25 protein-coding genes are annotated in these 21,714 nt (G+C 60.0%); 22 read left to right on the forward strand and 3 right to left on the reverse strand.

All coding sequences use genetic code 11. The annotated features are described in order from the left end of the window. The 12 genes from AC097N_RS15080 to AC097N_RS15135 all read left to right on the forward strand — a co-directional run. Window positions 1-310: flagellin (locus AC097N_RS15080; RefSeq protein ID WP_479582326.1), on the forward strand; the 310-nt coding region annotated here is incomplete at its 5' end. A 174-nt stretch (window positions 311-484) separates the two neighbouring features. Continuing rightward, a complete protein-coding gene (gene flhD / locus AC097N_RS15085; protein WP_479582330.1) occupies window positions 485-811 on the forward strand; it encodes a flagellar transcriptional regulator FlhD in 327 nt (108 codons plus the stop codon). 11 nt (window positions 812-822) lie between these two features. Continuing rightward, entirely contained in the window at window positions 823-1,359 is a 537-nt protein-coding gene (gene flhC, locus AC097N_RS15090) for a flagellar transcriptional regulator FlhC (RefSeq protein WP_479582332.1), read from the forward strand. A gap of 207 nt (window positions 1,360-1,566) precedes the next feature. Next, the gene (motA, locus tag AC097N_RS15095) at window positions 1,567-2,424 is read left to right on the forward strand and encodes a flagellar motor stator protein MotA (RefSeq protein WP_479582334.1); all 858 of its coding nucleotides are present in this window, start codon (window positions 1,567-1,569) and stop codon (window positions 2,422-2,424) included. An 18-nt stretch (window positions 2,425-2,442) separates the two neighbouring features. Beyond that, complete coding sequence (gene motB, locus AC097N_RS15100; RefSeq protein ID WP_479582336.1) at window positions 2,443-3,387, forward strand: flagellar motor protein MotB; 945 nt, start codon at window positions 2,443-2,445, stop codon at window positions 3,385-3,387. Between the two features lie 51 nt (window positions 3,388-3,438). Then, window positions 3,439-3,828, forward strand: a complete 390-nt coding sequence (gene cheY / locus AC097N_RS15105; protein WP_479582338.1) for a chemotaxis response regulator CheY — start codon at window positions 3,439-3,441, stop codon at window positions 3,826-3,828. Between the two features lie 5 nt (window positions 3,829-3,833). Beyond that, on the forward strand, window positions 3,834-4,490 hold the full coding sequence (locus tag AC097N_RS15110; protein ID WP_479582341.1) for a protein phosphatase CheZ: 657 nt from the start codon (window positions 3,834-3,836) through the stop codon (window positions 4,488-4,490). Window positions 4,491-4,573: 83 nt separating this feature from the next. Beyond that, window positions 4,574-5,728, forward strand: a complete 1,155-nt coding sequence (locus AC097N_RS15115) for an EscU/YscU/HrcU family type III secretion system export apparatus switch protein (protein WP_479582343.1) — start codon at window positions 4,574-4,576, stop codon at window positions 5,726-5,728. Next, window positions 5,725-7,806, forward strand: coding sequence for a flagellar biosynthesis protein FlhA (flhA, locus tag AC097N_RS15120; RefSeq protein WP_479582345.1), 2,082 nt, complete (start codon window positions 5,725-5,727; stop codon window positions 7,804-7,806). The genes AC097N_RS15115 and flhA overlap by 4 nt, the downstream gene beginning before the upstream one ends. Continuing rightward, window positions 7,803-9,248 carry a flagellar biosynthesis protein FlhF gene (gene flhF, locus AC097N_RS15125; RefSeq protein ID WP_479582348.1) on the forward strand — a complete coding sequence of 482 codons (1,446 nt, stop codon included), beginning with the start codon at window positions 7,803-7,805 and terminating at the stop codon, window positions 9,246-9,248. The genes flhA and flhF overlap by 4 nt, the downstream gene beginning before the upstream one ends. Before the next feature lie 61 nt (window positions 9,249-9,309). Next, window positions 9,310-9,996 carry a hypothetical protein gene (locus AC097N_RS15130; RefSeq protein ID WP_479582350.1) on the forward strand — a complete coding sequence of 229 codons (687 nt, stop codon included), beginning with the start codon at window positions 9,310-9,312 and terminating at the stop codon, window positions 9,994-9,996. Continuing rightward, window positions 9,996-10,712, forward strand: a complete 717-nt coding sequence (locus tag AC097N_RS15135; protein ID WP_479582352.1) for an RNA polymerase sigma factor FliA — start codon at window positions 9,996-9,998, stop codon at window positions 10,710-10,712. The genes AC097N_RS15130 and AC097N_RS15135 overlap by 1 nt, the downstream gene beginning before the upstream one ends. A 68-nt stretch (window positions 10,713-10,780) precedes the next feature. On the opposite strand, the gene AC097N_RS15140 is transcribed toward AC097N_RS15135, so the two are convergent. The 3 genes from AC097N_RS15140 to flgA form a co-directional block, all read right to left on the reverse strand. Continuing rightward, window positions 10,781-11,164: a hypothetical protein gene (locus tag AC097N_RS15140; protein ID WP_479582354.1), complete on the reverse strand. Its 384-nt coding sequence runs from the start codon at window positions 11,162-11,164 to the stop codon at window positions 10,781-10,783. Window positions 11,165-11,177: 13 nt separating this feature from the next. Beyond that, window positions 11,178-11,492, reverse strand: coding sequence for a flagellar biosynthesis anti-sigma factor FlgM (gene flgM / locus AC097N_RS15145; RefSeq protein ID WP_479582356.1), 315 nt, complete (start codon window positions 11,490-11,492; stop codon window positions 11,178-11,180). Window positions 11,493-11,603: 111 nt separating this feature from the next. Then, on the reverse strand, window positions 11,604-12,344 hold the full coding sequence (flgA, locus tag AC097N_RS15150) for a flagellar basal body P-ring formation chaperone FlgA (RefSeq protein ID WP_479582358.1): 741 nt from the start codon (window positions 12,342-12,344) through the stop codon (window positions 11,604-11,606). Window positions 12,345-12,526: 182 nt separating this feature from the next. Between flgA and flgB the strand changes: the two genes are divergently transcribed. The 10 genes from flgB to flgK are packed head-to-tail and all read left to right on the forward strand — an operon-like array spanning window position 12,527 to window position 21,707. After that, window positions 12,527-12,979 (forward strand): flagellar basal body rod protein FlgB, encoded by a 453-nt coding sequence (flgB, locus tag AC097N_RS15155; protein WP_479582360.1) that lies wholly within the window; start codon window positions 12,527-12,529, stop codon window positions 12,977-12,979. Window positions 12,980-13,005: 26 nt separating this feature from the next. Next, complete coding sequence (gene flgC / locus AC097N_RS15160) at window positions 13,006-13,410, forward strand: flagellar basal body rod protein FlgC (RefSeq protein ID WP_479582363.1); 405 nt, start codon at window positions 13,006-13,008, stop codon at window positions 13,408-13,410. Window positions 13,411-13,428: 18 nt separating this feature from the next. Beyond that, window positions 13,429-14,085 (forward strand): flagellar hook assembly protein FlgD, encoded by a 657-nt coding sequence (locus AC097N_RS15165; RefSeq protein ID WP_479582365.1) that lies wholly within the window; start codon window positions 13,429-13,431, stop codon window positions 14,083-14,085. Between the two features lie 29 nt (window positions 14,086-14,114). After that, a complete protein-coding gene (gene flgE, locus AC097N_RS15170) occupies window positions 14,115-15,323 on the forward strand; it encodes a flagellar hook protein FlgE (RefSeq protein ID WP_479582367.1) in 1,209 nt (402 codons plus the stop codon). 40 nt (window positions 15,324-15,363) lie between these two features. Then, a complete protein-coding gene (locus AC097N_RS15175; protein WP_479582370.1) occupies window positions 15,364-16,104 on the forward strand; it encodes a flagellar basal body rod protein FlgF in 741 nt (246 codons plus the stop codon). 54 nt (window positions 16,105-16,158) lie between these two features. Next, window positions 16,159-16,941, forward strand: a complete 783-nt coding sequence (gene flgG, locus AC097N_RS15180; protein ID WP_479582372.1) for a flagellar basal-body rod protein FlgG — start codon at window positions 16,159-16,161, stop codon at window positions 16,939-16,941. Further along, complete coding sequence (locus tag AC097N_RS15185; protein ID WP_479582374.1) at window positions 16,938-17,633, forward strand: flagellar basal body L-ring protein FlgH; 696 nt, start codon at window positions 16,938-16,940, stop codon at window positions 17,631-17,633. Before flgG ends, AC097N_RS15185 begins: the two co-directional genes overlap by 4 nt. A 33-nt stretch (window positions 17,634-17,666) precedes the next feature. Further along, window positions 17,667-18,812: a flagellar basal body P-ring protein FlgI gene (locus AC097N_RS15190; RefSeq protein WP_479582376.1), complete on the forward strand. Its 1,146-nt coding sequence runs from the start codon at window positions 17,667-17,669 to the stop codon at window positions 18,810-18,812. A 1-nt stretch (window position 18,813) separates the two neighbouring features. Beyond that, window positions 18,814-19,710 carry a flagellar assembly peptidoglycan hydrolase FlgJ gene (gene flgJ, locus AC097N_RS15195; protein ID WP_479582379.1) on the forward strand — a complete coding sequence of 299 codons (897 nt, stop codon included), beginning with the start codon at window positions 18,814-18,816 and terminating at the stop codon, window positions 19,708-19,710. An 11-nt stretch (window positions 19,711-19,721) separates the two neighbouring features. Continuing rightward, window positions 19,722-21,707 carry a flagellar hook-associated protein FlgK gene (gene flgK, locus AC097N_RS15200; RefSeq protein WP_479582381.1) on the forward strand — a complete coding sequence of 662 codons (1,986 nt, stop codon included), beginning with the start codon at window positions 19,722-19,724 and terminating at the stop codon, window positions 21,705-21,707. Window positions 21,708-21,714: the final 7 nt, after the last annotated feature.

Here is a 21,714-nt window from a genome sequence, read left to right on the forward strand (position 1 = left end):
GACCAGCACCCTGGATGTCTCCTCTGTCGACTCCGCGACCCGCACCCTGACCACCGTGGACGCAGCACTTGCCGCTGTCAATGGCCAACGTGCCAGCTTTGGCGCCTTGCAATCCCGTTTTGAGACGACCATCTCCAACCTGCAGACCACCTCGGAAAACTTGAGTGCTTCGCGCTCACGCATCCAGGACGCTGACTTTGCCGAAGAAACGGCCAACCTGTCACGCTCGCAAATTCTGCAACAAGCTGGCACCGCGATGGTGGCGCAGGCCAACCAGTTGCCACAAGGCGTACTGGCCCTGCTGAAGTAAAAGAAATCGCCGCAATGCGGCGCTGCCCCGTCAAAGCTTGTAAGAGAAAACCTTACAAGCTTTTCTTTTTTTCTGACGTCTGCATTAGGCACTCCCCGATTCAAGTTTCTGAAGGTCCGGTTCAGAATCAACTCCATCGCAGCCCACACGGGTTGCCCACCGAAGGAGCCGACCATGACCGACGACCAACTCACCTCCGCCATCCGCGATGCCAACCTGACTTACCTCATGCTGGCGCAGAACCTGATTCGCAAGGACAAGGCTGAGGCGTTGTTCCGTTTGGGTGTATCCGACGAATCGGCCGACCTGATTGCCACGCTCTCGCCCTCACAGATTCTGAAAATTGCCTCCAGCACCATGCTGCTGTGCCGCTTCCGGGTGGATGACGACATTGTGTGGAACCTGCTGACCAACCACACCGCCAGCAAAGTTGACAACGACGCCACCACCAAGCTGCACGCAAGCATCTTGATGGCCGGTCGTTTCGCAGAAGCAATGTAAGGAGCAACACCATGGCCACCAAAAGCGTTTTGAATGATTCTCGCCAGGTTGACCGCGCCGTTGCGCTGATCCAGCTCGGTGCCCGCCTGCAAGTGCTGGAAAGCGAGACTGACCTGTCTTACGAGCGCCTGCTGCGTCTGTATAAAGAGGTGGCGGGCCGTTCACCCTCCAAGGGACAACTGCCCTTCTCGACCGACTGGTTTCTGACCTGGCAGCCCAATATTCACGCCTCGCTGTTTTTGAACACCTATGAATACCTGACCAAGGTCAGCGCCATGGAAGACATTGACGCGGTGATGAAGGCCTACCGCCTGTACACCGAGCAAATTGCGGCTTGCAATGTGGAGCCCCTGCTTTCCATCACACGCGCCTGGCGCCTGGTGAAGTTCGTGGACAACAACATGCTGTCCATGACCAAGTGCTGCAAATGCGGCGGGCATTTTGTGAGCGAAGCCTACGAGAACAGCCGCCACTTTGAGTGCGGTCTGTGCACCCCCCCAGCGCGGGCGGGTAAAGGGGCGGGAACTGGCGGCATCATGCTGCACTAAACGCTATTCTTTTTATAGCTGCTTACGCAGGTAGTACGGGGGCTAGGCCCCCGTTTTCTATGAAAAATACGTCTTCATGAGCCTGACAGGACATCCACAACAATTAACTCAAGCACGGGCCGTTTTGGTCGATATGGTTGATAAAGACCCTGAAAAGCAGCCCTCATCAACCCTTGAAGCCACAGGCACCCCTGTCACAATAAATTTATGTTTGTAATCATTGGTTGGATCATTGTTATGGTGTGCGTCTTTGGCGTGTACATCTTCCACGGTGGCAACATCATGGTGGTCTTGAAGGCGTTGCCGTTTGAGTTGATCACCATTGGTGGTGCGACCATTGGCGCTTTTGTAGCCAACAACCAGATGAAGGTGATCAAGGCCAGCATCAAAGGTCTGGGAACCTGCTTCAAAGGCAGCAAATACACCAAGGCCCGCTACATGGATTTACTGGCCCTGATGTTCGACATTCTCCAGAAAGCCCGTAAGGAAGGGTTGATGGCGATCGAGAAAGATGTCGAAGACCCTCACTCTTCTGCCATTTTTCAAAAACACGGCGCCGTGGGCAACGATCACCACGTGGTGGAGTTCATCACCGACTACCTGCGCATGATGGTTTCGGGCAACCTGAATGCTCACGAAATCGAATCGTTGATGGACAGCGAAATTGAAACCCACCACAACGAAGAACATGCTGCTGTAGCCGCACTTCAACGCATTGCAGGCGGTCTGCCAGCCTTTGGTATTGTGGCGGCCGTGCTGGGGGTGGTGAACACCATGGGCTCAGTAGGCCAGGCTCCTGCCATCCTGGGCGGCATGATTGCGTCAGCTTTGGTGGGGACGTTTTTGGGCATTTTGCTGGCCTATGCATTCGCAGAGCCGCTGGCTGGCCTGCTGGAACAAAAAGTGGAAGAAGCGGGCAAGGAGCTGCAATGCATCAAGACCACCTTGCTGGCCAGCATGCAAGGCTACAACCCCTCTACAGCCATTGAGTTTGGTCGCAAAGTTCTGTACTCCACGGACCGGCCTTCGTTCTCCGAACTCGAAACCTTTGTCAAGAAAAAATAAGAACATGGAGAGCTAATCATGGCCACGGAAGCCAAGAAACTCCAGCCCATCATCATCAAGCGTGTCAAGAAGGGTGGGCACGCGGTGCACGGGGGCGCATGGAAAATCGCTTACGCTGACTTCGTGACGGCCATGATGGCGTTTTTCTTGCTGATGTGGCTGCTGGGCAGCACGTCCGAGGGCGATAAAAAAGGTATTTCCGATTACTTTCAGTCACCCCTGAAGGTGGCTATGGCAGGCGGCAGTGGCGCCGGGTCCAGCAACAGCGTAATCACCGGGGGCGGCAACGACCTGACCCAGGCCGCAGGGCAAACCAAACGCAGCAATGGAGAAAAGATCTCCAAAAAAGTATCCGGCGAGCAAGCCAAAGCTGAAGTCGCCAAACAAGATGCGAAGAAACTGGCGGCGCTGAGCGCCAAGATCAGCGCGATGATTTCCAACAGCCCGCAGTTGGCCGAGTTCAGCTCCCAAATCAAGCTGGAGGCCACGCCAGACGGCTTGCAAATCCAGATCGTGGACGACCAGAAACGCCCGATGTTTGACAGCGGTGGCGCTTCTGTCAAACCTTACATGCGCGACATCCTGAGAGAAATTGGCGCGGCCCTCAGTGGTGTAGAAAACAAGATCAGCCTGGATGGTCACACCGATCGCACGCCTTACGGCAATGGCGACCGGGGTTACAGCAATTGGGAGCTCTCATCTGACCGGGCCAATGCCTCGCGTCGCGAGCTGGTGGCCGCAGGCATGCCCGACGACAAGGTCGCCCGGGTGGTGGGCCTGGCGTCAAGCATTTTATTGGACGGCGACAACCCCAAAAGCCCGGCCAACCGCCGAATCAGCATTGTGGTGATGACACGGGAAGCCGAAGAACGGCTCCTGGGCGCAGGGCGCATTCCGGTAGCCACCAGCACCGAACCCGTACCAACCGAGCCCAAAGCAGAGGCAAAGCCGGGGACAATATGATGCAGTACACACTCGAAATAGTTCGGACAAACGCGATTGAAAGGTTGCCCCATGGCAAATGAGCTCAGGTTTTTAGTGGTGGATGACTTCTCGACCATGCGGCGGATTGTGCGCAATCTTCTCAAGGAGAGTGGATTCACTGAAGCGGACGAGGCCGAAGACGGCGTGGTGGCGCTGCAAAAACTGCGAAACAGTACTTTTCACTTTGTCGTGAGCGACATCAACATGCCCAACATGAACGGGTTTCAGTTGCTCTCGGAGATCAAAAAAGACGAAAAACTCAAGCATATTCCGGTTCTGATGGTGACCGCTGAAGCGCGCAAGGAAGACATCGTGATGGCCGCGCAGCAGGGCGCTGCTGGCTACATCGTGAAGCCCTTTACCAAAGCTACGCTGGAAGACAAAGTTAACCTTATCCTTACCAAAATGGGCTTGAAGTAAACACCATGCAAAGCGACCAACCAACTCCTGCCGTGTGCGCCGCAGTCCCTGCGGATATCCATCAGTCGATCGGGATGCTGACGCGTCAACTGCATGACTCCCTCAATGGCCTGGGCTTGACCGACAAGGTCAAGGGCTGGGCTGGCGAGCTGCCTGATGCCAAAAGCCGCTTGTCCTACATCGCAAAACTGACCGGTGAGGCTGCAGAAAAGGTGCTCAACCGGGTTGACCAGGCCAAGGCGCAACAAGACCATATCGCGGCCGAGACCCGGCGCATTGGTGCATTGATCGTCAAGGACCCGGTAGGCGCCGTGGCCAAGGGCCATGTGATGAATTTCCTGAGTGACGTGGAAGCGTCCACCAAGCAAATTGATGACCACCTGACGGACATCATGATGGCACAGGACTTTCATGACCTGACCGGGCAGGTCATTGCCAAGGTCGTCAACCTGGCGGCCAGCATCGAGGAGCAGTTGATTCAGTTGCTGATTCAAACCGCCCCGGCTGACGCAGCAGTGAAAACCGCAGTGGCTGCCGCGGCTGCCACTGCAAAAGAACCCATGCCCTCCCTGTCAGGACCAGTGGTCAACCCCGAAGGCAACCCTGATGTGGTGACCGGGCAATCTGAAGTGGATGACCTCCTGGCCAGCCTGGGTTTCTAAGTGACGGGTTAAACGCCCGCTTATTGGCCTTTAGTTAACAAGGCCTGTCCGGACAATGGGGAGAACTACACAGTCTCCCCATCATGGAATCAAGTCAGGACCGCAACCTACCCGCGTCAGAGCAAAAGCTCAAGAAAGCGCGCGACGACGGGCAGACGGCCCGCTCACGGGAATTGACTCATCTGGCGGTGCTGGGAACGGGTTCAGTCACCTTATTGACCCTGGGTCCGGTCATGTTTGACCAGCTGAAACTCAGCTTGAGTCAGCAGCTCTCTTTCAACACCAGCGTCATGGAAAATCCTCTTTCCATGCTGGGTCGCCTGCAGGACATGGTGGCCGTGGGCTTGCTGGGTTGCGCCATTTTTGCAGTCATCACCACCGCCGTTGTCCTGCTCAGCACCGTAGCGGTCGGTGGTTGGATTGCCAGTTTCAAGCCGGTCATGCCGGACTTCAGCCGCCTCAACCCGCTCACGGGTTTTGGTCGCCTGTTTACCAAAGACAAGGTGACCGAAGTGCTCAAAATGACTCTCGTCACGGCGGTATTGATCACCATTGCCACCTCCTATTTAAGCGCCAGCATCAACACCATGGCCATGCTGGTGTTACAACCGTCGACCGCCGCCATTCGCCACCTGACTGAATGGCTGACTTCCGGCTTGGGAATGCTGCTGGTCGTGATCTTGCTGCTGGCCATGGTTGACATTCCGTTGCAACGCTTTCTGCACATGTCCAAGATGAAAATGTCACACCAGGAGGTGAAGCAGGAGCACAAGGAGTCCGACGGCAACCCTCAAATGAAGGGCAAGCTGCGCCAGCGGCAGCGGGAAATCTCGCAGGGCAACAGCGTGGGCGCCGTGCCCAAGGCCGACTTTGTGCTGATGAATCCCACCCACTTTGCCGTCGCCATCAAGTACGACGAAAAAACCATGCGCGCACCGCAAGTGGTGTCCAAGGGTGCCGACCTGCTGGCCATGAAGATTCGCGACATTGCCAAGAACAACGCCATCCCGGTATTACAGTCCCCCATGCTGGCGCGGGCGCTGTACGCGAATGCCGAGCTGGACCAGGACATTCCGGCCAGCCTTTACACCGCGGTGGCACAGGTGCTGGCCTACATCTACCGCCTGAAAGCCGCCATGCGGGGCGAAGGTCCCACACCGGGCGAGCCCCCTCAGCCTTTTGTCCCGCCTGAGCTGGATCCCCTGTCCAAGGTTATTGCCAGCACGCCCACACCATGAACGCACAACTCAAAGCCTTTCAAAACTGGTTCGGCGGCAACTCGGCGTTGATCAAGGGCGCGGCCGCACCTCTGCTGGTGGTGGCCATTCTGGGCATGATGGTGTTGCCCCTGCCGCCCTGGTTGCTGGACACCTTCTTCACGATCAACATCGCGGTCGCCTTGATGGTCATGATGGTGGCGGCCTACATGATTCGCCCGCTGGATTTTGCGGCGTTTCCCGCCGTGCTGCTGCTCACCACGCTGATGCGTCTGTCACTCAATGTGGCCTCAACCCGCGTGGTGTTGATGGAAGGCCATACTGGTCCGGGTGCTGCCGGTGCCGTGATTGAAGCGTTTGGCCATTTCCTGATTGGCGGCAACTTTGCCGTGGGTCTGATTGTGTTCTCGATCCTGGTGGTCATCAACTTCGTGGTGGTGACCAAGGGTGCGGAGCGCATCGCCGAGGTGTCGGCCCGCTTTGCGCTGGACGCCATGCCCGGCAAGCAAATGGCCGTCGACGCTGATTTGAATGCCGGCCTGATTGACGAGAAGGAAGCCAAGCGCCGCCGTGCCGAAGTGTCTGAAGAAGCCGACTTTTTTGGTTCAATGGATGGTGCCTCCAAGTTTGTGCGGGGCGATGCGGTTGCCGGTATTTTGATTTTGCTGATCAACATTTTTGGCGGCTTCCTGATCGGGGTGCTACAACATGGCCTGAGCGCTGGCCAGGCCGCCGACACCTACATCCTGCTGGCGGTGGGTGATGCGCTGGTGGCGCAGATTCCGGGCCTGCTGATCTCGGTGGCAGCCGCCATGGTGGTCTCCCGTGTCGGCAAGGAGCAGGACTTGGGTCGCCAGATCATCGACCAGATGTTCATCTCGCCGCGCGTGCTGGGCATTACTGCGGGCATCATGGGCGTTTTGGGACTGATCCCAGGCATGCCACATGTGGTGTTTCTGGGCATCTCCGCCGTGTTGGGCTACGGCGCCTGGGTACTGGCCCACAAGCCGGTGCCACAAGAGGCCTCAGATGTCGCGCCGGTGGTCACGTCTGACGGTGAAGCCACCTGGGATGACCTGCAACCCGTTGACCAATTGGGACTGGAACTCGGTTACCGGTTGATCTCCCTGGTAGACAAGACCCGCCAGGGCGACTTGCTGACGCGCATCAAGGGCGTGCGCCGCAAGTTTGCGCAAGAGGTGGGCTTCCTGCCGCCCGCGGTGCATGTGCGTGACAACCTGGAACTCAAACCCAGCGGCTACCGCATCACCCTGCGCGGCGTCATTGTGGGCGAAGGGGAGGCTTTTCCCGGCATGTTCCTGGCCATCAACCCGGGGGGCATCACAACCCCGCTAATCGGCACGGCCACCACCGACCCCGCTTTCGGTTTACCCGCACACTGGATCGACGATCGCCAGAAGGAAGCCGCGCAAATGGCCGGTTTTACCGTGGTTGATTCCGAGACTGTGATGGCCACTCATTTGTCACACTTGATGCAAGTCCAGGCCTCCAAGTTATTGAGCCGGACAGAGACCCAGCAGCTTGTTGAACATGTCGCCAAACAAGCGCCCAAATTGATTGAAGAAGTGGTTCCAAAAATGGTGTCTATTGCGGTTTTCCAGAAAGTTTTGCAGCTCTTGCTGGAAGAGTCTGTGCACATCCGTGACATCCGCACCATCATCGAGTCCCTGGCCGAGCATGCAGGCTCGGTGGTTGATCCCGCCGAACTGGCGCGCCGGGTGCGCATCGCCCTGTCGCCCGCCATCGTGCAACAGATCTACGGCCCGTCCCGTGAACTCAACGTCATCGCCATTGACCCCGCACTGGAACGCCTGCTGGTGCAGGCCCTGGGCAACGTCAATGGTCCGGCGCTTGACCCCGGTGTGGCCGACATCCTTACCCGCACTGCAGCGGAAGTGGCGCTCAAGCAGGAAGAAATGGGCATTCCAGCCTGTCTGCTCGTGCCCGATCAAATTCGAAGCGCCATTGCCCGCCTGGTGCGCCGCGTGGCCCCCAGGCTCCAGGTGCTCGCGCACAGCGAAATTCCTGAATCCCACACTATCCGCATTGGTCCGATTCTCAGAGGTGCCTCATCATGAACATCCAACGCTTTACTGCACCCACTTCGCGCGAAGCGCTTGCCAAGGCCCGCCTCGCCTTTGGCGACGGTACCCTGATTTTGTCGAACCGCCCGACCGCTTCGGGCGTTGAAGTGGTGGCGACGGCAGAAGACACCCTGACGTCCCTGGACCGCGCCGAGTCATTTGCCAGCCGTACAAAAGACCAAGCTCCACCCCGCCGGCAATCGACCCCGGTCAGTGCTGAATCAAGAGCCCAGGTCGAGGACGACGCCGCCCAACTGTCCATGAGCACCCTCTCCTTCCAGGACTATGTGCGCGAGAGAATGCTGCGCCGCCGCCACGAGGCAATGGCCGGCCGCGCAGAAGGCGCCATGCCGGAGGCAGTCGTTGCGCCCCGCGCCATTGTGGAGACCCCCCGGCCCCAGCCGACACCCTTCCAGACCCGCACCCAGACCCAACCGGCACCCGTCGTGCGCAAGGCGGCGCCCGTAGCCGCGCCAACTCAGGCACCTGCCATGTCGCAAGGCATTGCCAACGAGCTACACGCCATGAAAGCCATGATCGAGGACCGCTTCAATACCTTGACCTGGCTGGGTCAGGCGCGCCAGAACCCGATCCAGTCCAACCTGATGCTCAAGATGATTCGGGCGGGCTATTCACCCACGCTGTCTCGCACCATTCTTGAACGCATGCCCGAAGACTTGGGTGCCACCGAATCCGTTCGCTGGGTCATGGACATTCTGGAACGCAACCTGAAGACCGACGCCGCTGCCCGCCCCATCCATGAAGAAGGCGGCACATTTGCACTGGTCGGCGCCACGGGCGTTGGCAAGACCACCACGGCGGCCAAGCTGGCCGGCCTGTGCGCACGCACCCACGGTCCCGCCAGCGTGGGCCTGATTACCCTGGACACTTACAGAGTGGGTGCCCACGAGCAGTTGCGCTCTTACGGCCGCATGCTGGGCGTCGTGGCGCATTTGGCCCACGACCGCGCTGCTTTGCAAGACCTGCTGGGCTTGCTGGCCAACAAGAAAATGATCCTGATCGACACAACCGGCCTCGCACCCAGCGACCCGCGCAAACGCGACATGCTGGACCTGCTGGACCTGCCCAACGTCAACCGGCTGCTGGTGCTCAATGCGGGCGGCCACGGCGACACACTCGACGATGTCGTGTCCTCCTTCAAGTCCAACGGCGTGCAACAAGCGGTGCTCTCAAAGATTGACGAAGCGGCCAAAATGGGCCCCGCGCTGGATGCCACCATTCGCCACCAACTGGTGCTGAGGGGCGTGACCATGGGCCAAAAAGTACCCGAGGACTGGGAACAGGCCGATGCAGCCAAGCTGATCCGCATGTCAATGCGCTCACCCGTGAAATCCGCCTTTGACCCGAAAGCCGCCGACCTGGGCTTCTTCTTTACCCAGCCAAGCTCATCCTACGCAGGAAGACTCGATGCTTGAAACATGCGTCAACCAGGGCGCCGGACTCTTGAACCTGGCTTCGCAAACGGCCCCTCGCGTCATGGCCATGGCCAGCCACGGCAACCAGCAGGGTGAGTTGCCCCTTTTGTGGAGCCTTTGCGCCACGATGGTCGATTGCGGGCATTCGGTGGCCGTGCTGGATGCGACCACCGTTGAATCAACTGACAACCCGGGACTCGAGCAGCTACTGGAAGATGCCTATTGGCGCGGCAACGAAAGCCGTGAACCCCTGCCGTGGTCAGTGGTCCCGGCAGCGCGGGGCCTGCGCCAACTCTGCAAAAAGAATATAAATGGCGGCCAGGCACTGGAGCCGCTCAGCGGGTTGTTTGAGAATTTTGGGGTCATCATTATTTACGCCCAGGCCGAGGTCTTATCCCTTCTGTTGCCCAATACCGGCATTGAACCCCTGCTGACTGTGGCGCCCGTCAAAATGTCGCCGGTGACGGCCTACCAGGCGCTTAAGAAAATGTTGCTGAACGCCAAACTTCGGCCTACGCTTGCGACTATAGTGTCAGATACGTTTTCGAAATCACCGATGGCAAGCAAATCCCCGGACAATAATTTGCAGGAATGCGCCATGACCTTTTTAGGCTATCGCCTTGATTCGCTGGCCGTTCGCGCGCCACAGCCTGACGGCCACCCTTCAGACGACATTCATCGCCTCGCACTGCGGCTGCTGGAAAAAGCCATGCCGCTCAATCGCTACCATTCTGTGGGGACTCATTGATGTATACCGCCAAGGGTCAACTCGACCGCAACGCCATGATCAAACAGTACCAGCCACTGGTTCGGCGTCTGGCCCATCACATGATGGCCAAGTTACCGGCCAATGTACAGGTGGACGACCTGATTCAGGTTGGCCTGATCGGCTTGTCCGAAGCCCTGACCCGCTACGAAGCGGCGCAGGGTGTGCAGTTTGAAACCTTTGCCACACAACGCATCCGTGGCGCCATGCTGGACGAACTGCGCGGCAACGACTGGATGTCCCGGGGCTCCCGCAAGAGCCAGAAGGAAATTGAGCAGGCCTTGCGACGGCTGGAACACAAGCTGGGCCGCACGCCACTGGAAAGTGAAATCGCCGCCGATCTGGGGCTCAGCCTGGTGGACTATCAGACACTGCTCGGCAAAGTGCGGGGAACCCAGCTGGTGTACCTCGAAGACATGTCGCGTGGCAACGAAGACGACGACAGTTTTCTGGATCGACATGTAGGCGACCCCGAGGCCGACCCGTTGAACATGCTGTGCGACCAGCGCCTGCGCCAGGCCCTGGTCGATGCCATCAAGAACCTGCCTGAGCGGGAACAGTTCATCATGAGCATGTACTACGAGCAGGACATGAACCTCAAGGAAATCGCTGCCGTGCTGGACGTGACCGAATCACGGGTGTGCCAGTTGCACAGCCAGTCGATCGCCCGCTTGCGGTCCAAAATGCGAGCGCACTGAACGGCGCAATTAAATCAGGGATCGAACTGAAAGGCCCGAGGATTCAACATCCTTGGGCTTTTGCCGTTTCAGGCACTCAAATATTTGAAGGCGCCAGACTGCTTGCCGGCACTTCCGTAAGGACTGGAAGCGGGCGAATAAGTGTTATTGCCAGATGCAGGCACAACCGCGATCAAAGCGCGCTCCACCATGGCCGTGCGACGGATCAGGCTTTCGCGTCGAATCGCCATGCCATCCACCATGGTTTTCAACCGGGATGTCAGCTCTTTGTGTTTGAGATCTGCAGGTGTCAGGCCTTGTATCAAGACGGAGAAATCCACGGCGGCCTGGCGCAAAGCTGCGCTTGCGGCCTCCAGTGCCACGGGCTCGCCACTCACCAGCGCGTCGGACACGTCCTTGAACTGAAGTTCAACCCGTGTCAGCGCCTCTTCAAGATGAGCGGGCAACCTCATGCGTCAGCCCGTCTTAGGCGCTTGCGCCTTTGAGCATGTCCTGTGCATTGGACAGCAGTTTGTCGGCAATGGCTTCTGCGTTCACTTTGTACGAGCCATTCTGGATGGCTTCGCGCACCGCGTTCACTTTTGCCATGTCCACATCTGCCGTGTCGCCGCTGCTGGATGGCTCCAACGTGCGCGCCAGGGAAGAAACGGTGACCGCCACACCGGCGGGTGGTGCGCCCTTGGCTGGCGCCGCACTGGCGGACGCTGCCGCACTCTTCCCACCCTTGGTGGAAGATATGCTGACCGAAATCGGATTGTCTGAAGGTTGACCTATTTTCATCGTGCTCTCCAAAACTACTGGAAATGTAGCCTCGTATGAGAACTATCGGCCCGATTTTGGCTAGCTTTAGCCTTTTTTGCTTGTGATTGAGATTTCTGGTGCCGGAAACCATCATATTTCCAGTTTGACTGTACGGTTGTCCAGTACAACGCCCGACATAACACGCCCATTGTCCATTTTGACGCGGGCCGGCTGGCCGATGACCCCCGCCGAAAGAGCTTGTCCGTCAGATGTAATCTGGAACCCGATACCTTGCGCCACGACGCGCACCTGAGCGCCGGCCTGGAAAACCTGCGCGGGCTTGATCATGACCTGCCGAATGGCTTGGCCGGTGGTCAGCGCCCGGGACGCAACTTGCCCCACCCATTGGGCGGGATTGTTGACGATCGGACTGGCATCCTCGGCCCAGTCAACCTCGGACTCCATGGCATCGGCTTCGGTCAGCACTGCGCCAGGGGCCACATTGCCCTTGACGACCCAAGCTGAACCAAAGGCCTTGACCGTGACCGGCAGAAAGACATTCCACTTGGCAGCCCCTTCCAGGCAGCGGATGCCCAGACGGGTTTTGCCCCAGAGACGCGTTCCGACTGGAATGTAGGGTTCGACTTTCAGACAGGGCGCCAGGCGCAACCGGCTGTCGAGCTCCCCCACCGCCACCTCCATGCGCAGCGGCAACGCCCCCGACGACTTGACCGTTGTCACAGCGGCATTCAACCACTGGCGTGTCGCGTCAATGAATTCAGTCCCGACCGCGGCTTCCTGTGCATGGGCGCCAAAACTACAGCAGGCGGCCACCAGTCCACCCAGAGCGGAGGCCTTCAGGCGAATCAGGGGAAATGGCTTATTGAACATGGTGACCTTCGTGCGGAATGACAGCGACTATAGGCAAGACATCCCACCATGAACCACCCAAGTAAAGACGGATTTACCCCTCTATTCAAGGCATCAAAAATTAAAGAAATTTCCATAATTGCCTCACGTCGCATCCTCAGGCCCCCGCCATGAGGCCGGATAACCGAAAGTTGAGGTGTTTCATGTTGGCAAATTTAACCAGTGGTTTGGACTTCCATTCGAAGGCCCTGGTCCAGCGCGCCGAACGCCAGCGTGTCATTGCCAGCAACATCGCCAACGCCGACACCCCCGGCTATGTGGCCCGCGACCTGAATTTCAAAGAGGCCATGAGTGCCGCCACCGGCAGCAACCTGACCGGCGGTTTGACGCTCAGCCCCACCCAAGGCGCGGGCACCAGCAACACAGGCACGACCCACCCCAACCATATTGCACTCAGCGGCAGCACCGTTGGGTCGCTGGGCGGCGGGTCCGGCCTGGCTTACACAGCGCAAAGCCAGCCCAGCCTGGACGGCAACAGTGTGGACTTGGACCGCGAGCGCGCCAATTTTGCCGACAACTCCATCCGTTACGAAGCCACCCTTCGCTTCATTAACGGCCAGTCCAAAACGATCTTGAGCGCCATTCAAGGCCAGTAAACCTAAAAGGTTGTCGGAGACCCCTTATGTCCATGTTTTCCATCTTCAATGTGTCGGGCAGCGCCATCAGCGCGCAATCGCAGCGTCTCAATGTGGTGGCCAGCAACCTGGCCAACGCGGACGCCGTGGCTGGCCCCGACGGCAAAGGTTACAAAGGGCGCCAGGTGGTGTTCGAGACCACCCCCATGGGGTCAGACGCCTCCTCTGGCGTGCGCGTCGCCTCCATCCAGGAAAGCAATGAGCCCCTGCGCAAGGTGCACAACCCGAGCCACCCGTCGGCCGATGCAGAAGGGTATGTGACCCACTCCAACGTGAACCCGGTGGAAGAAATGGTCAACATGATCTCCGCCTCGCGTTCGTACCAGAACAACGTCGAGGTCATGAACACGGCCAAAACCCTGCTACTCAAAACCCTGCAAATGGGTCAGTAAAAACACAAGGACCTTCCCATGCTTTCTGCTACTTCCGCCGTCTCATCATCCACCGCAGCCGCGACAACGTCCAGCACGTCGACGTCCGCCACCGACACCACAGCGTCACAGGACCGGTTTTTGAAGCTGCTGGTGGCGCAGCTCAACAACCAGGACCCGATGAACCCGATGGACAACGCGCAGATGACCAGCCAGATGGCGCAGATCAACACGGTCACGGGCATCCAGCAGGTCAACGACACGCTCAAAAGCATGGCGACACAATTCACCTCGCTGCAGGTGCTGCAGGGCTCGTCCATGGTTGGTCACAACGTGCTGGTCGCCAGCAACACCCTGACCCGCAGCGACGGTGTTGCCAGCGGCGCCATTGATTTTTCGGGCAAGGCCGACACCGTCAAAGTCGACATTCTTTCGCCAGGTGGCCAGGTTCTGGACACGATCAACCTGGGTCCGCAGGAGGTCGGCCGCCAAGCATTCAACTGGGATTCAAGCAGCTACCAGGGCACGGGCGAACCCAGCTTCAGAGTGACCGCCACGCTGGCTGGGAAGACCGTTGAAACCACCTCACTGGCACGCGATACGGTCGTCTCGGTGGGCAGTGAAAACGGGGCCATGACCGTCCAACTGCAGGGACGCAGTGCAGTGGCCTACGACAGCGTCAAGGCCATTCTCTAAACAACAACGCAACGCAGAAGGAACACATCATGTCTTTTCAAACAGGTCTCTCCGGATTGAACTCCGCCAGTCGCAATCTGGACGTCATTGGCAACAACATCGCCAACGCCAATACCGTAGGCATGAAATCTTCACGTACCGAGTTTGCGGACCTCGTCTCATCCTCCATTGGCGTAGCGGGCGGCAACTCGGGTGGGATCGGGGTTGATGTCGGTTCAATTTCCCAGCAGTTCTCGCAAGGCAACATCACGATCACGGGCAACGATCTGGATGTCGCAATCAATGGCGGCGGATTTTTTGAGCTGACCATGCCAGACAAATCGATGGCCTACACCCGAAATGGCCAGTTCAAGCTGGACAAGGTGGGCAATGTCGTCACGAACGCCGGAGCCAACGTGATGGGCTACCCCACCGACATCAACGGCGTGCAGACCAGCAGCACCATCCAGGCCCTGAAACTGCCCACCAACGCCCCGATCAGCGCCAACCAGACAAGCGCCATTGCGGCCGAATTCAATCTGGACGCACGTGCGACTATTCTGCCGGTGGTGAGCCCCATTGCCACCACCTACGGCACCTCTTTGACGACCTATGACTCTCAAGGGGTGGCCCTTCCCGTCAACCTGTATTTCAGCAAAGTCACCCCCACAACGGCGGGGACGGACGAATGGGCGGTCTACCAGGACCCTGCTGGTGCACCTGTTGGCTCGATGGTGTTCAACGCCAACGGCGGCCTCGCGAGCTCCACTGTTGGCACCATGACATTGACGCCCAAACCACCCAGCATCGTGCCTGCTTTTCCGGTCACACTGGACGTCAGCAAAGTCACCCAATACGGATCGGCCTTTGCCGTCTCTGCCATCACCCAGGACGGCTACGCCCCGGGCGAGTTGACCGGCCTCAAAATTGGCAACACCGGCGTCATCACGGCCAGCTATTCCAATGGCCAGACACAGGCAGCCGGTCAACTCGCCCTGGCAGACTTCCGCAATGTCCAGGGCCTAACCCCCACCGGCGGTGGCAACTGGGTTGAAACGTATGCCTCCGGTCAACCCGTTCAGGGTGCCCCCGGGTCGGGCAAATTTGGCGCATTGACCTCTGGCGCCATCGAAGAGTCCAACGTCGACCTGACGGCCGAGTTGGTCAACATGATGACGGCCCAGCGTGCCTATCAGGCCAACGCCCAGACCATCAAGACCCAGGACCAGGTCATGACCACGCTGGTCAACCTGCGTTGATCCTTAGCGCCATTTAACCCGTCATTGAACAGGACCCGCCATGGACCACCTCATCTACACCGCCATGTCGGGCGCCAATGCAGCGGCCAACCGCCAGGCCGTCCTGTCCAACAACCTGGCCAATGCTTCCACCAACGGTTTTCGGGCCGAACTCTCCACATTTCGCGCCGTGCCGGTGCGAGGTGATGGCGCCAGCACCCGCGTGATGGCACTCGAAGCCACCCCCGGCCATCTGGAGACCCCCGGCGCGGCACAGCGCACCGGCCGCAACCTGGACGCCATGACCACCGGCAACTCGTGGTTTGCCGTGCAGGCGCTGGACGGCACCGAGTCCTACACCCGCAACGGCTCCTTTGAAGTTGCCAATGACGGCTCCCTGCGAACCAGCAGCGGCTTGACCGTGTTGAGCGACGGCGGCTCGCCCATCACCGTACCGACCGGGGCCGAAGTGTCCATCGGTTTTGACGGCAATTTAAGCGCCAAAGTCGGCAACCAGCCCCCCAGCGGCATTGGGCGACTGAAGATGGTGACCCCGACCGGCGATGACCCCTTGAAACGCGGCACCGACGGCCTCTTCCGGTCGACCTCCGGCGACCCCTTGACCAGCGACGCCAATGCCCGCCTGTCAGTCGGCGTACTGGAAGGCTCCAACGTGAACGCCATTGAAACCATGGTCGGCATGATCCAGACGGCCCGCCAGTTCGAGACCCAGATGCGCCTGCTGCAAAACGCAGAAGCCAACGACAAATCAGCAGGCCAGCTGCTCAGCATGCAGGGCTAAGCCCGACGCGCGCCGCCCAACACTCACTGCACCTCACAAGCGAAGGACTTCATCATGATCAACTCCCTGTGGATCTCCAAGACCGGCATGGAAGCCCAGCAAATGCAGTTGGACGTCATTTCCAACAACCTGGCCAACGTCTCCACCACCGGCTTCAAACGCGCCAACGCGGTGTTTGAAGACCTGATGTACCAAAACCTGCGCCAGGTCGGCTCCAACAGCGCCGAGCAGTCGCAACTGCCCACCGGCCTGCAGGTGGGACTGGGTGTGCGCACCGTGGCCACCAGCCGTTCGTTTGCACAAGGCAACCTGCAGCAGACCAGCAACAAACTCGACGTGGCCGTGCAAGGCAACGGCTTCTTCCAGGTCACCATGCCCGATGGCACCACCAACTACACGCGTGACGGCTCCTTCCAGGTGGACTCACAAGGGCGCCTGGTCACGGCCACCGGCCTGCCGATTGCCAACGGCGTGACCGTGCCGGCCAATGCCACCAGCGTGGCGATTGCGGGCGACGGCACGGTGACCGCGCAAATTCCGGGCAGCACATCACCCCAGGGTATTGGCACCATTGCGCTGGCCAGCTTCATCAACCCCGCTGGCCTGGACCCCAAGGGTCAGAACCTGTACGCCGAAAGCCCCGCCTCCGGCCAGCCCAACACCGGCACACCCGGCGCCAACGGACTGGGCTCCCTGATGCAGGGTTTTGTGGAAACCTCCAACGTCAACGTGGTGCAGGAACTGGTCACCATGATCCAGACCCAGCGCGCCTACGAGATGAACTCCAAGGCCATCCAGACCTCGGACCAGATGTTGCAAAAACTGGGGCAGTTGTGAAATCGCGCCTGACAATTACCGCGCTCGCGCTGGGCGCAGGCCTGCTTTGCGCGGGGTGCGAGTCCCTGCCGCAAACCGCCAAGGTCGACTTCCCCGAGTCCAAACCTGTGCAGCCCATGGCCGTGGCGACTTTGCCAGACCGGCCCGCTACTGGCGGCCTGTTCAACAAGGTCAGCTACCGGCCTGGTTTTGAAGACCAGCGCGCCCGGACCATTGGCGACACCGTGACGATCCAGATTGTGGAGAAAATCACGGCCAGCCAGGTCTCCAAATCCACCGCGAACCGCACCACCTCGGGCGCCACCAGTGTCTCCGCCTTTCCGCTGCTGTCGCCGCTGGACCTGGCCAACCTCAAGGCCGGGGTGACCACCTCTTCTGCCAACGACTTTTCCGGCAAGGGCGGCACTGAAAGCGCCAACACCTTCGCAGGCACCATCACAGCCACCGTCGTGGAAGTCCTGCCCAACGGGCATATGGTCGTCACGGGCGAGAAGCAGATTGGCGTCAACCAGAATGTGGACGTGCTGCGCTTCTCCGGCACGGTCGACCCCCGCGTGGTACAGCCCGGCAGCATTGTCAATTCCACCCAGGTGGCCAATGCCCGCATCGAGTCCAAGGGGCGCGGCGCACAGGCCGAAGCGCAGACAGTTGGCTGGTTAACACGGTTCTTTTTCAGCTTTCTGCCGTTCTAAAGCTGCCGAGAATAGTGCCGAGGGGTAACCACAATGCACACCAGCCACACACCAAACAAGATTCGCCACTTCTGGCCTCGCGCCGCGCTGTGGCTGATCGCCAGCCTGCTGGTGGTCGGGGTGGCTCATGCCAGCCGCATCAAGGAAGTGGCGGCCGTGGAGGGTGTGCGCAGCAATCAGCTGACCGGCTTCGGGCTGGTGGTGGGGCTGGACGGCACAGGTGACCAGACCTCCCAGATGCCCTACACCTCACAGGGACTGACCAACTACCTGCAACAACTCGGCATCACCCTGCCTGCAGCAGCCATCGCGCAGCTGCAGCTCAAAAACGTGGCCGCCGTGCTGGTCACCGCACAACTGCCCGCCTTCGCGCGCCCGGGTCAGGCCATTGACGTCAACGTATCGTCCATGGGCAACTCCAAATCGCTCAAGGGCGGCATGCTGATCACCACGCCGCTCAAAGGCGCCGATGGCGAGGTTTACGCGCTGGCCCAAGGCAACCTGATCGTCGCCGGCGCGGGGGCCTCAGCGGGTGGCAGCAAGGTGCAAATCAACCACCTGAGTGCCGGGCGTATTCCCGGCGGCGCCCAGGTGGAGCGCGTTGTGCCCACGCCCCTGCTTGAAGGCACCAGCATCAATCTGGGGCTCGAGGCGTCTGACTTTCAAACCGCACGCCGTGTGGCCCAGGCCATCAACAAGCGCTTTGGCGAAGGATCGGCCAAGGCTCTTGACGGCCGCACCATCCGGGTCAATGCGCCCACGGAATCCGATGCACGGGTGTCCTTCATAGCCGAGATGGAAGAACTGCCACTGGAGTCGTCCGTCCCGTCGGCCAAAGTCGTCATCAATTCACGCACCGGCTCCATCGTGCTCAACGGCGCCGTCACACTCGGTTCATGCGCCATTGCGCATGGCAACCTGTCGGTCAGCATCACCACGACACCGATGGTCAGCCAGCCCAACGCCCTGTCCACCGGCGGCCAAACGGTGGTGACCGAAAAGAGCAACATCCAGATCCGGCAAGAACCCGGCATGCTGATCCAGTTGCCGCCGTCGACCCAGCTGTCTGACGTGGTACGCGCCCTGAATGCGTTGGGCGCCACACCGCAGGACCTGCTGGCCATTTTGCAGGCCATCAAGGCGGCAGGCGCTCTCAATGCGGAGCTGGAGGTGATCTGACATGAGCTTCGGACAAACCAATTCAAGCACCGGCGCACTGGCCGCCGACGCCCGCTCACTGAACAACCTGAAGATGCAGGCGGGACAAAAAACGCCTGAAGCCATCAAGGAAGCCGCCAAACAGTTCGAGTCGCTGTTCATGCGTGAGCTGCTCAAAAGCATGCGCGACGCCACCATGAAGTCCGGCATGATGGACAGCCCCGGCGGCGACCTGGGCACCGACTTGCTCGACCAACAATTTGCGGTGCAGATGTCCGGCCAGCCCGGCGGACTGTCAGAGCTGATCGCGCAGCAATTGACGCGCCAGATGGCAGGTGCAGACGGCACGACCGATGCAGCCCCCAAAACCAGTACCCCACGCATCAGCGCCCTGAGCAAGGCCTCATCGATTGCAGCCTACGGCGGCAATGCCAGCACACCCTCGGTGAGCCAAAGCAATTTTGTTCAACGCCACAGCGAAGCGGCCGCCCAGGTGGAAAAAACCAGCGGCATTCCCGCCAGCTTCATGGTGGGACAAGCCGGTCATGAAACCGGCTGGGGCAAACACGAAATCAAGATGAAAGGCGGCGCGCCCTCGTACAACCTGTTCGGCATCAAGGCCGGTGGCAGCTGGACCGGCAAGGTGGCGGAAGTCACCACCACCGAGTACGTCAACGGTGTAGCCCAAAAGACTGTGGGCAAGTTCCGGGCCTATGACTCGTATGAAGACTCTTACCGCGACTACGCACGCCTGATTACCAAGTCGCCCCGCTACGCCCAGGCCAGCCAGCAAACCGGATCGGCGATGGCGTTTGCGCAAGGCCTGCAAAAAGCCGGTTACGCCACCGACCCGGACTACGCCTCCAAGCTGAGCCGGGCGATCAACACCACGCAGCGCCTGCAGCGCGCACAGGCTTGAGCCACTAGCGTATGAGCAGCGGCATCCTCAACATCGGCACCCGTGCCCTGATCGCCAACCAGACGGCGCTTCAAACCGCGGGCAACAACATTGCCAACGTCAACACGCCGGGCTACTCGCGCCAGTCGGTGGTGCTCAAAACCACACAAGGCCAATTCACAGGTGGTGGTTACATTGGCAAAGGGGTGGATGTCCAGACCATCCAGCGTAATTTCAGCGCGTTCCTGACGCGCCAATCAGCCGTGGCAGGCTCGACCCAGGCGGCAGACAGCACCCGGGCCGACAAACTCACGCAGCTGGAAGGCATCTTTGAGGGGGGTGCCACCGGACTCGGCGCGGCGGTCAGCGACATGCTGAATTCCTTTTCAGATGTGGCCAGCGCGCCCACCGACCTCACCGCCCGCACGGTCGCCCTGACCCGCATTGACGAAACCGCGTCGCGCATGCGCGCCGCTTCCCAACGCCTGGACGACCTGCAACAAGGCGTGACCCAGGAACTGAGCCAAAAGGTCACGGCCATCAACAGCCTGGCCAAAAGCATTGCCGGCGTGAATGAGCAGATTGCCCGCGCACAGGGTTCTGGCCAGCCGCCCAACGACCTGCTGGACCAGCGTGACCAGTTGGTGCGTGACCTGAACAAATACATCCAGACCACGCAGATCGCGGCCGATGACGGCACCGTCGGGGTGTTCGTGGGGGGCAGCCAGGCGCTGGTGCTGGGCACTGAAGTCGCGCCGCTGTCGATCGTGCGGGATGACTTTGGCGACACCTTCAAAAGCAAACTCGCAATCACGCGCAACGGGCAATCCACCACCCTGGACGAGAACACCCTGGGCGGCGGCGAGGTTTCGGGCCTGTTGCGGTTCCAGAACACCGATCTGGCAGAAGGCCGCAATCTTCTGGGCCGCCTCACCATGGGCATCAGCACCTCGATGAACGACCAGCACAAGCTGGGGCTTGATCTGGATGGCAACCCCGGCGGCAACCTGTTCACCCCCACCACGTTCAGCAACAAAAATGTGTTGCCCCCGGTCGCACCGGCCACGCTCAACGCGGGCACAGCGGCGCTCACCCTGTCCATCAGCGACGCGAGCAAGTTTGTGGCCTCCGACTACGAGGTGAACTTTTCCTCGCCCGCCACCAGCCCGGCCACCGGTACCATCACCCGGGTGTCGGACAAAGCGGTCACCAACTTTGCCTTGCCGGCACTGCCTGCCGCCCAGGACATCACGATTGACGGCCTGAAGCTGTCGTTGACCGGCACCCCGGGCGCGGCAGACCGGTTTTTGATCAAACCCTTCAGTACGTCGGCCAGCAACATCAGCGGGGAGTTTTCCACGCCCCGTGCACTGGCGGTGGCCAGCCCGGTCGCGGCCAGTGCCAGCAGCACCAACAAGGGAACCCTGGCGGTGGCCAGCATCAGCGCCCTGACCGTGGCCTCCAGCAGCGGCGACACCTTCAGCGTCACATTCAACGTGGTCGCGGGCGTCACCACGTACGACCTGGTCAACACCACCACCGCCACCACCGTGGCCACGGGTCAGCCTTACGTTGCCGGCCAGGCCATCACTTACGCGCCAGTCACCACGCCAGCCACCCCCGGCTGGTCCTTGAAGCTGACGGGCGCCGCGGCCAATGGCGACACCTTCACCGTGCAGCCCCAACCCGCAGCCAACCGCAACCTCAACGCGGGCAACGCCAGCGCCATGATGGGCTTGCGCGACATGGCCTTGTTTGACGGTGCGGCGTTGACGGATGGTTATGCCGGGCTGATTGCGCAGATCGGCGTGCGAACCCAGAGCGCCAATTACGCCGCCGAAGTGTCCAGCTCCATCGCCACCAACCTGGAAAAAGACCGCACTGGCGTCTCGGGCGTCAACCTGGACGAAGAAGCCGCCAAGCTGCTGCAGTACCAGCAGGCCTACCAGGCCTCGGCCAAGATGATCCAGATTGCACAAAGCATTTTTGACACCCTGATTCAGGGCATGGGCCGCTGACGCAGCG

Source organism: Rhodoferax sp. LS1R11 (assembly GCF_056521395.1).

Excerpts from the sequence above, each read along its gene's own strand:
- flgM (WP_479582356.1), bottom strand. The coding sequence starts at position 11,492 with ATGAAAATAGGTCAACCTTCAGACAATCCGATTTCGGTCAGCATATCT.
- motA (WP_479582334.1), top strand. The coding sequence starts at position 1,567 with ATGTTTGTAATCATTGGTTGGATCATTGTTATGGTGTGCGTCTTTGGC.
- motB (WP_479582336.1), top strand. The coding sequence starts at position 2,443 with ATGGCCACGGAAGCCAAGAAACTCCAGCCCATCATCATCAAGCGTGTC.
- AC097N_RS15190 (WP_479582376.1), top strand. The coding sequence starts at position 17,667 with ATGCACACCAGCCACACACCAAACAAGATTCGCCACTTCTGGCCTCGC.
- flgJ (WP_479582379.1), top strand. The coding sequence starts at position 18,814 with ATGAGCTTCGGACAAACCAATTCAAGCACCGGCGCACTGGCCGCCGAC.
- flhC (WP_479582332.1), top strand. The coding sequence starts at position 823 with ATGGCCACCAAAAGCGTTTTGAATGATTCTCGCCAGGTTGACCGCGCC.
- AC097N_RS15135 (WP_479582352.1), top strand. The coding sequence starts at position 9,996 with ATGTATACCGCCAAGGGTCAACTCGACCGCAACGCCATGATCAAACAG.
- flgE (WP_479582367.1), top strand. The coding sequence starts at position 14,115 with ATGTCTTTTCAAACAGGTCTCTCCGGATTGAACTCCGCCAGTCGCAAT.
- AC097N_RS15110 (WP_479582341.1), top strand. The coding sequence starts at position 3,834 with ATGCAAAGCGACCAACCAACTCCTGCCGTGTGCGCCGCAGTCCCTGCG.
- flhA (WP_479582345.1), top strand. The coding sequence starts at position 5,725 with ATGAACGCACAACTCAAAGCCTTTCAAAACTGGTTCGGCGGCAACTCG.
- flgB (WP_479582360.1), top strand. The coding sequence starts at position 12,527 with ATGTTGGCAAATTTAACCAGTGGTTTGGACTTCCATTCGAAGGCCCTG.
- AC097N_RS15140 (WP_479582354.1), bottom strand. The coding sequence starts at position 11,164 with ATGAGGTTGCCCGCTCATCTTGAAGAGGCGCTGACACGGGTTGAACTT.
- flgC (WP_479582363.1), top strand. The coding sequence starts at position 13,006 with ATGTCCATGTTTTCCATCTTCAATGTGTCGGGCAGCGCCATCAGCGCG.
- cheY (WP_479582338.1), top strand. The coding sequence starts at position 3,439 with ATGGCAAATGAGCTCAGGTTTTTAGTGGTGGATGACTTCTCGACCATG.
- AC097N_RS15175 (WP_479582370.1), top strand. The coding sequence starts at position 15,364 with ATGGACCACCTCATCTACACCGCCATGTCGGGCGCCAATGCAGCGGCC.
- flgG (WP_479582372.1), top strand. The coding sequence starts at position 16,159 with ATGATCAACTCCCTGTGGATCTCCAAGACCGGCATGGAAGCCCAGCAA.
- flgA (WP_479582358.1), bottom strand. The coding sequence starts at position 12,344 with ATGTTCAATAAGCCATTTCCCCTGATTCGCCTGAAGGCCTCCGCTCTG.
- flhF (WP_479582348.1), top strand. The coding sequence starts at position 7,803 with ATGAACATCCAACGCTTTACTGCACCCACTTCGCGCGAAGCGCTTGCC.
- AC097N_RS15165 (WP_479582365.1), top strand. The coding sequence starts at position 13,429 with ATGCTTTCTGCTACTTCCGCCGTCTCATCATCCACCGCAGCCGCGACA.
- flgK (WP_479582381.1), top strand. The coding sequence starts at position 19,722 with ATGAGCAGCGGCATCCTCAACATCGGCACCCGTGCCCTGATCGCCAAC.
- AC097N_RS15115 (WP_479582343.1), top strand. The coding sequence starts at position 4,574 with ATGGAATCAAGTCAGGACCGCAACCTACCCGCGTCAGAGCAAAAGCTC.
- AC097N_RS15130 (WP_479582350.1), top strand. The coding sequence starts at position 9,310 with ATGGCCATGGCCAGCCACGGCAACCAGCAGGGTGAGTTGCCCCTTTTG.
- flhD (WP_479582330.1), top strand. The coding sequence starts at position 485 with ATGACCGACGACCAACTCACCTCCGCCATCCGCGATGCCAACCTGACT.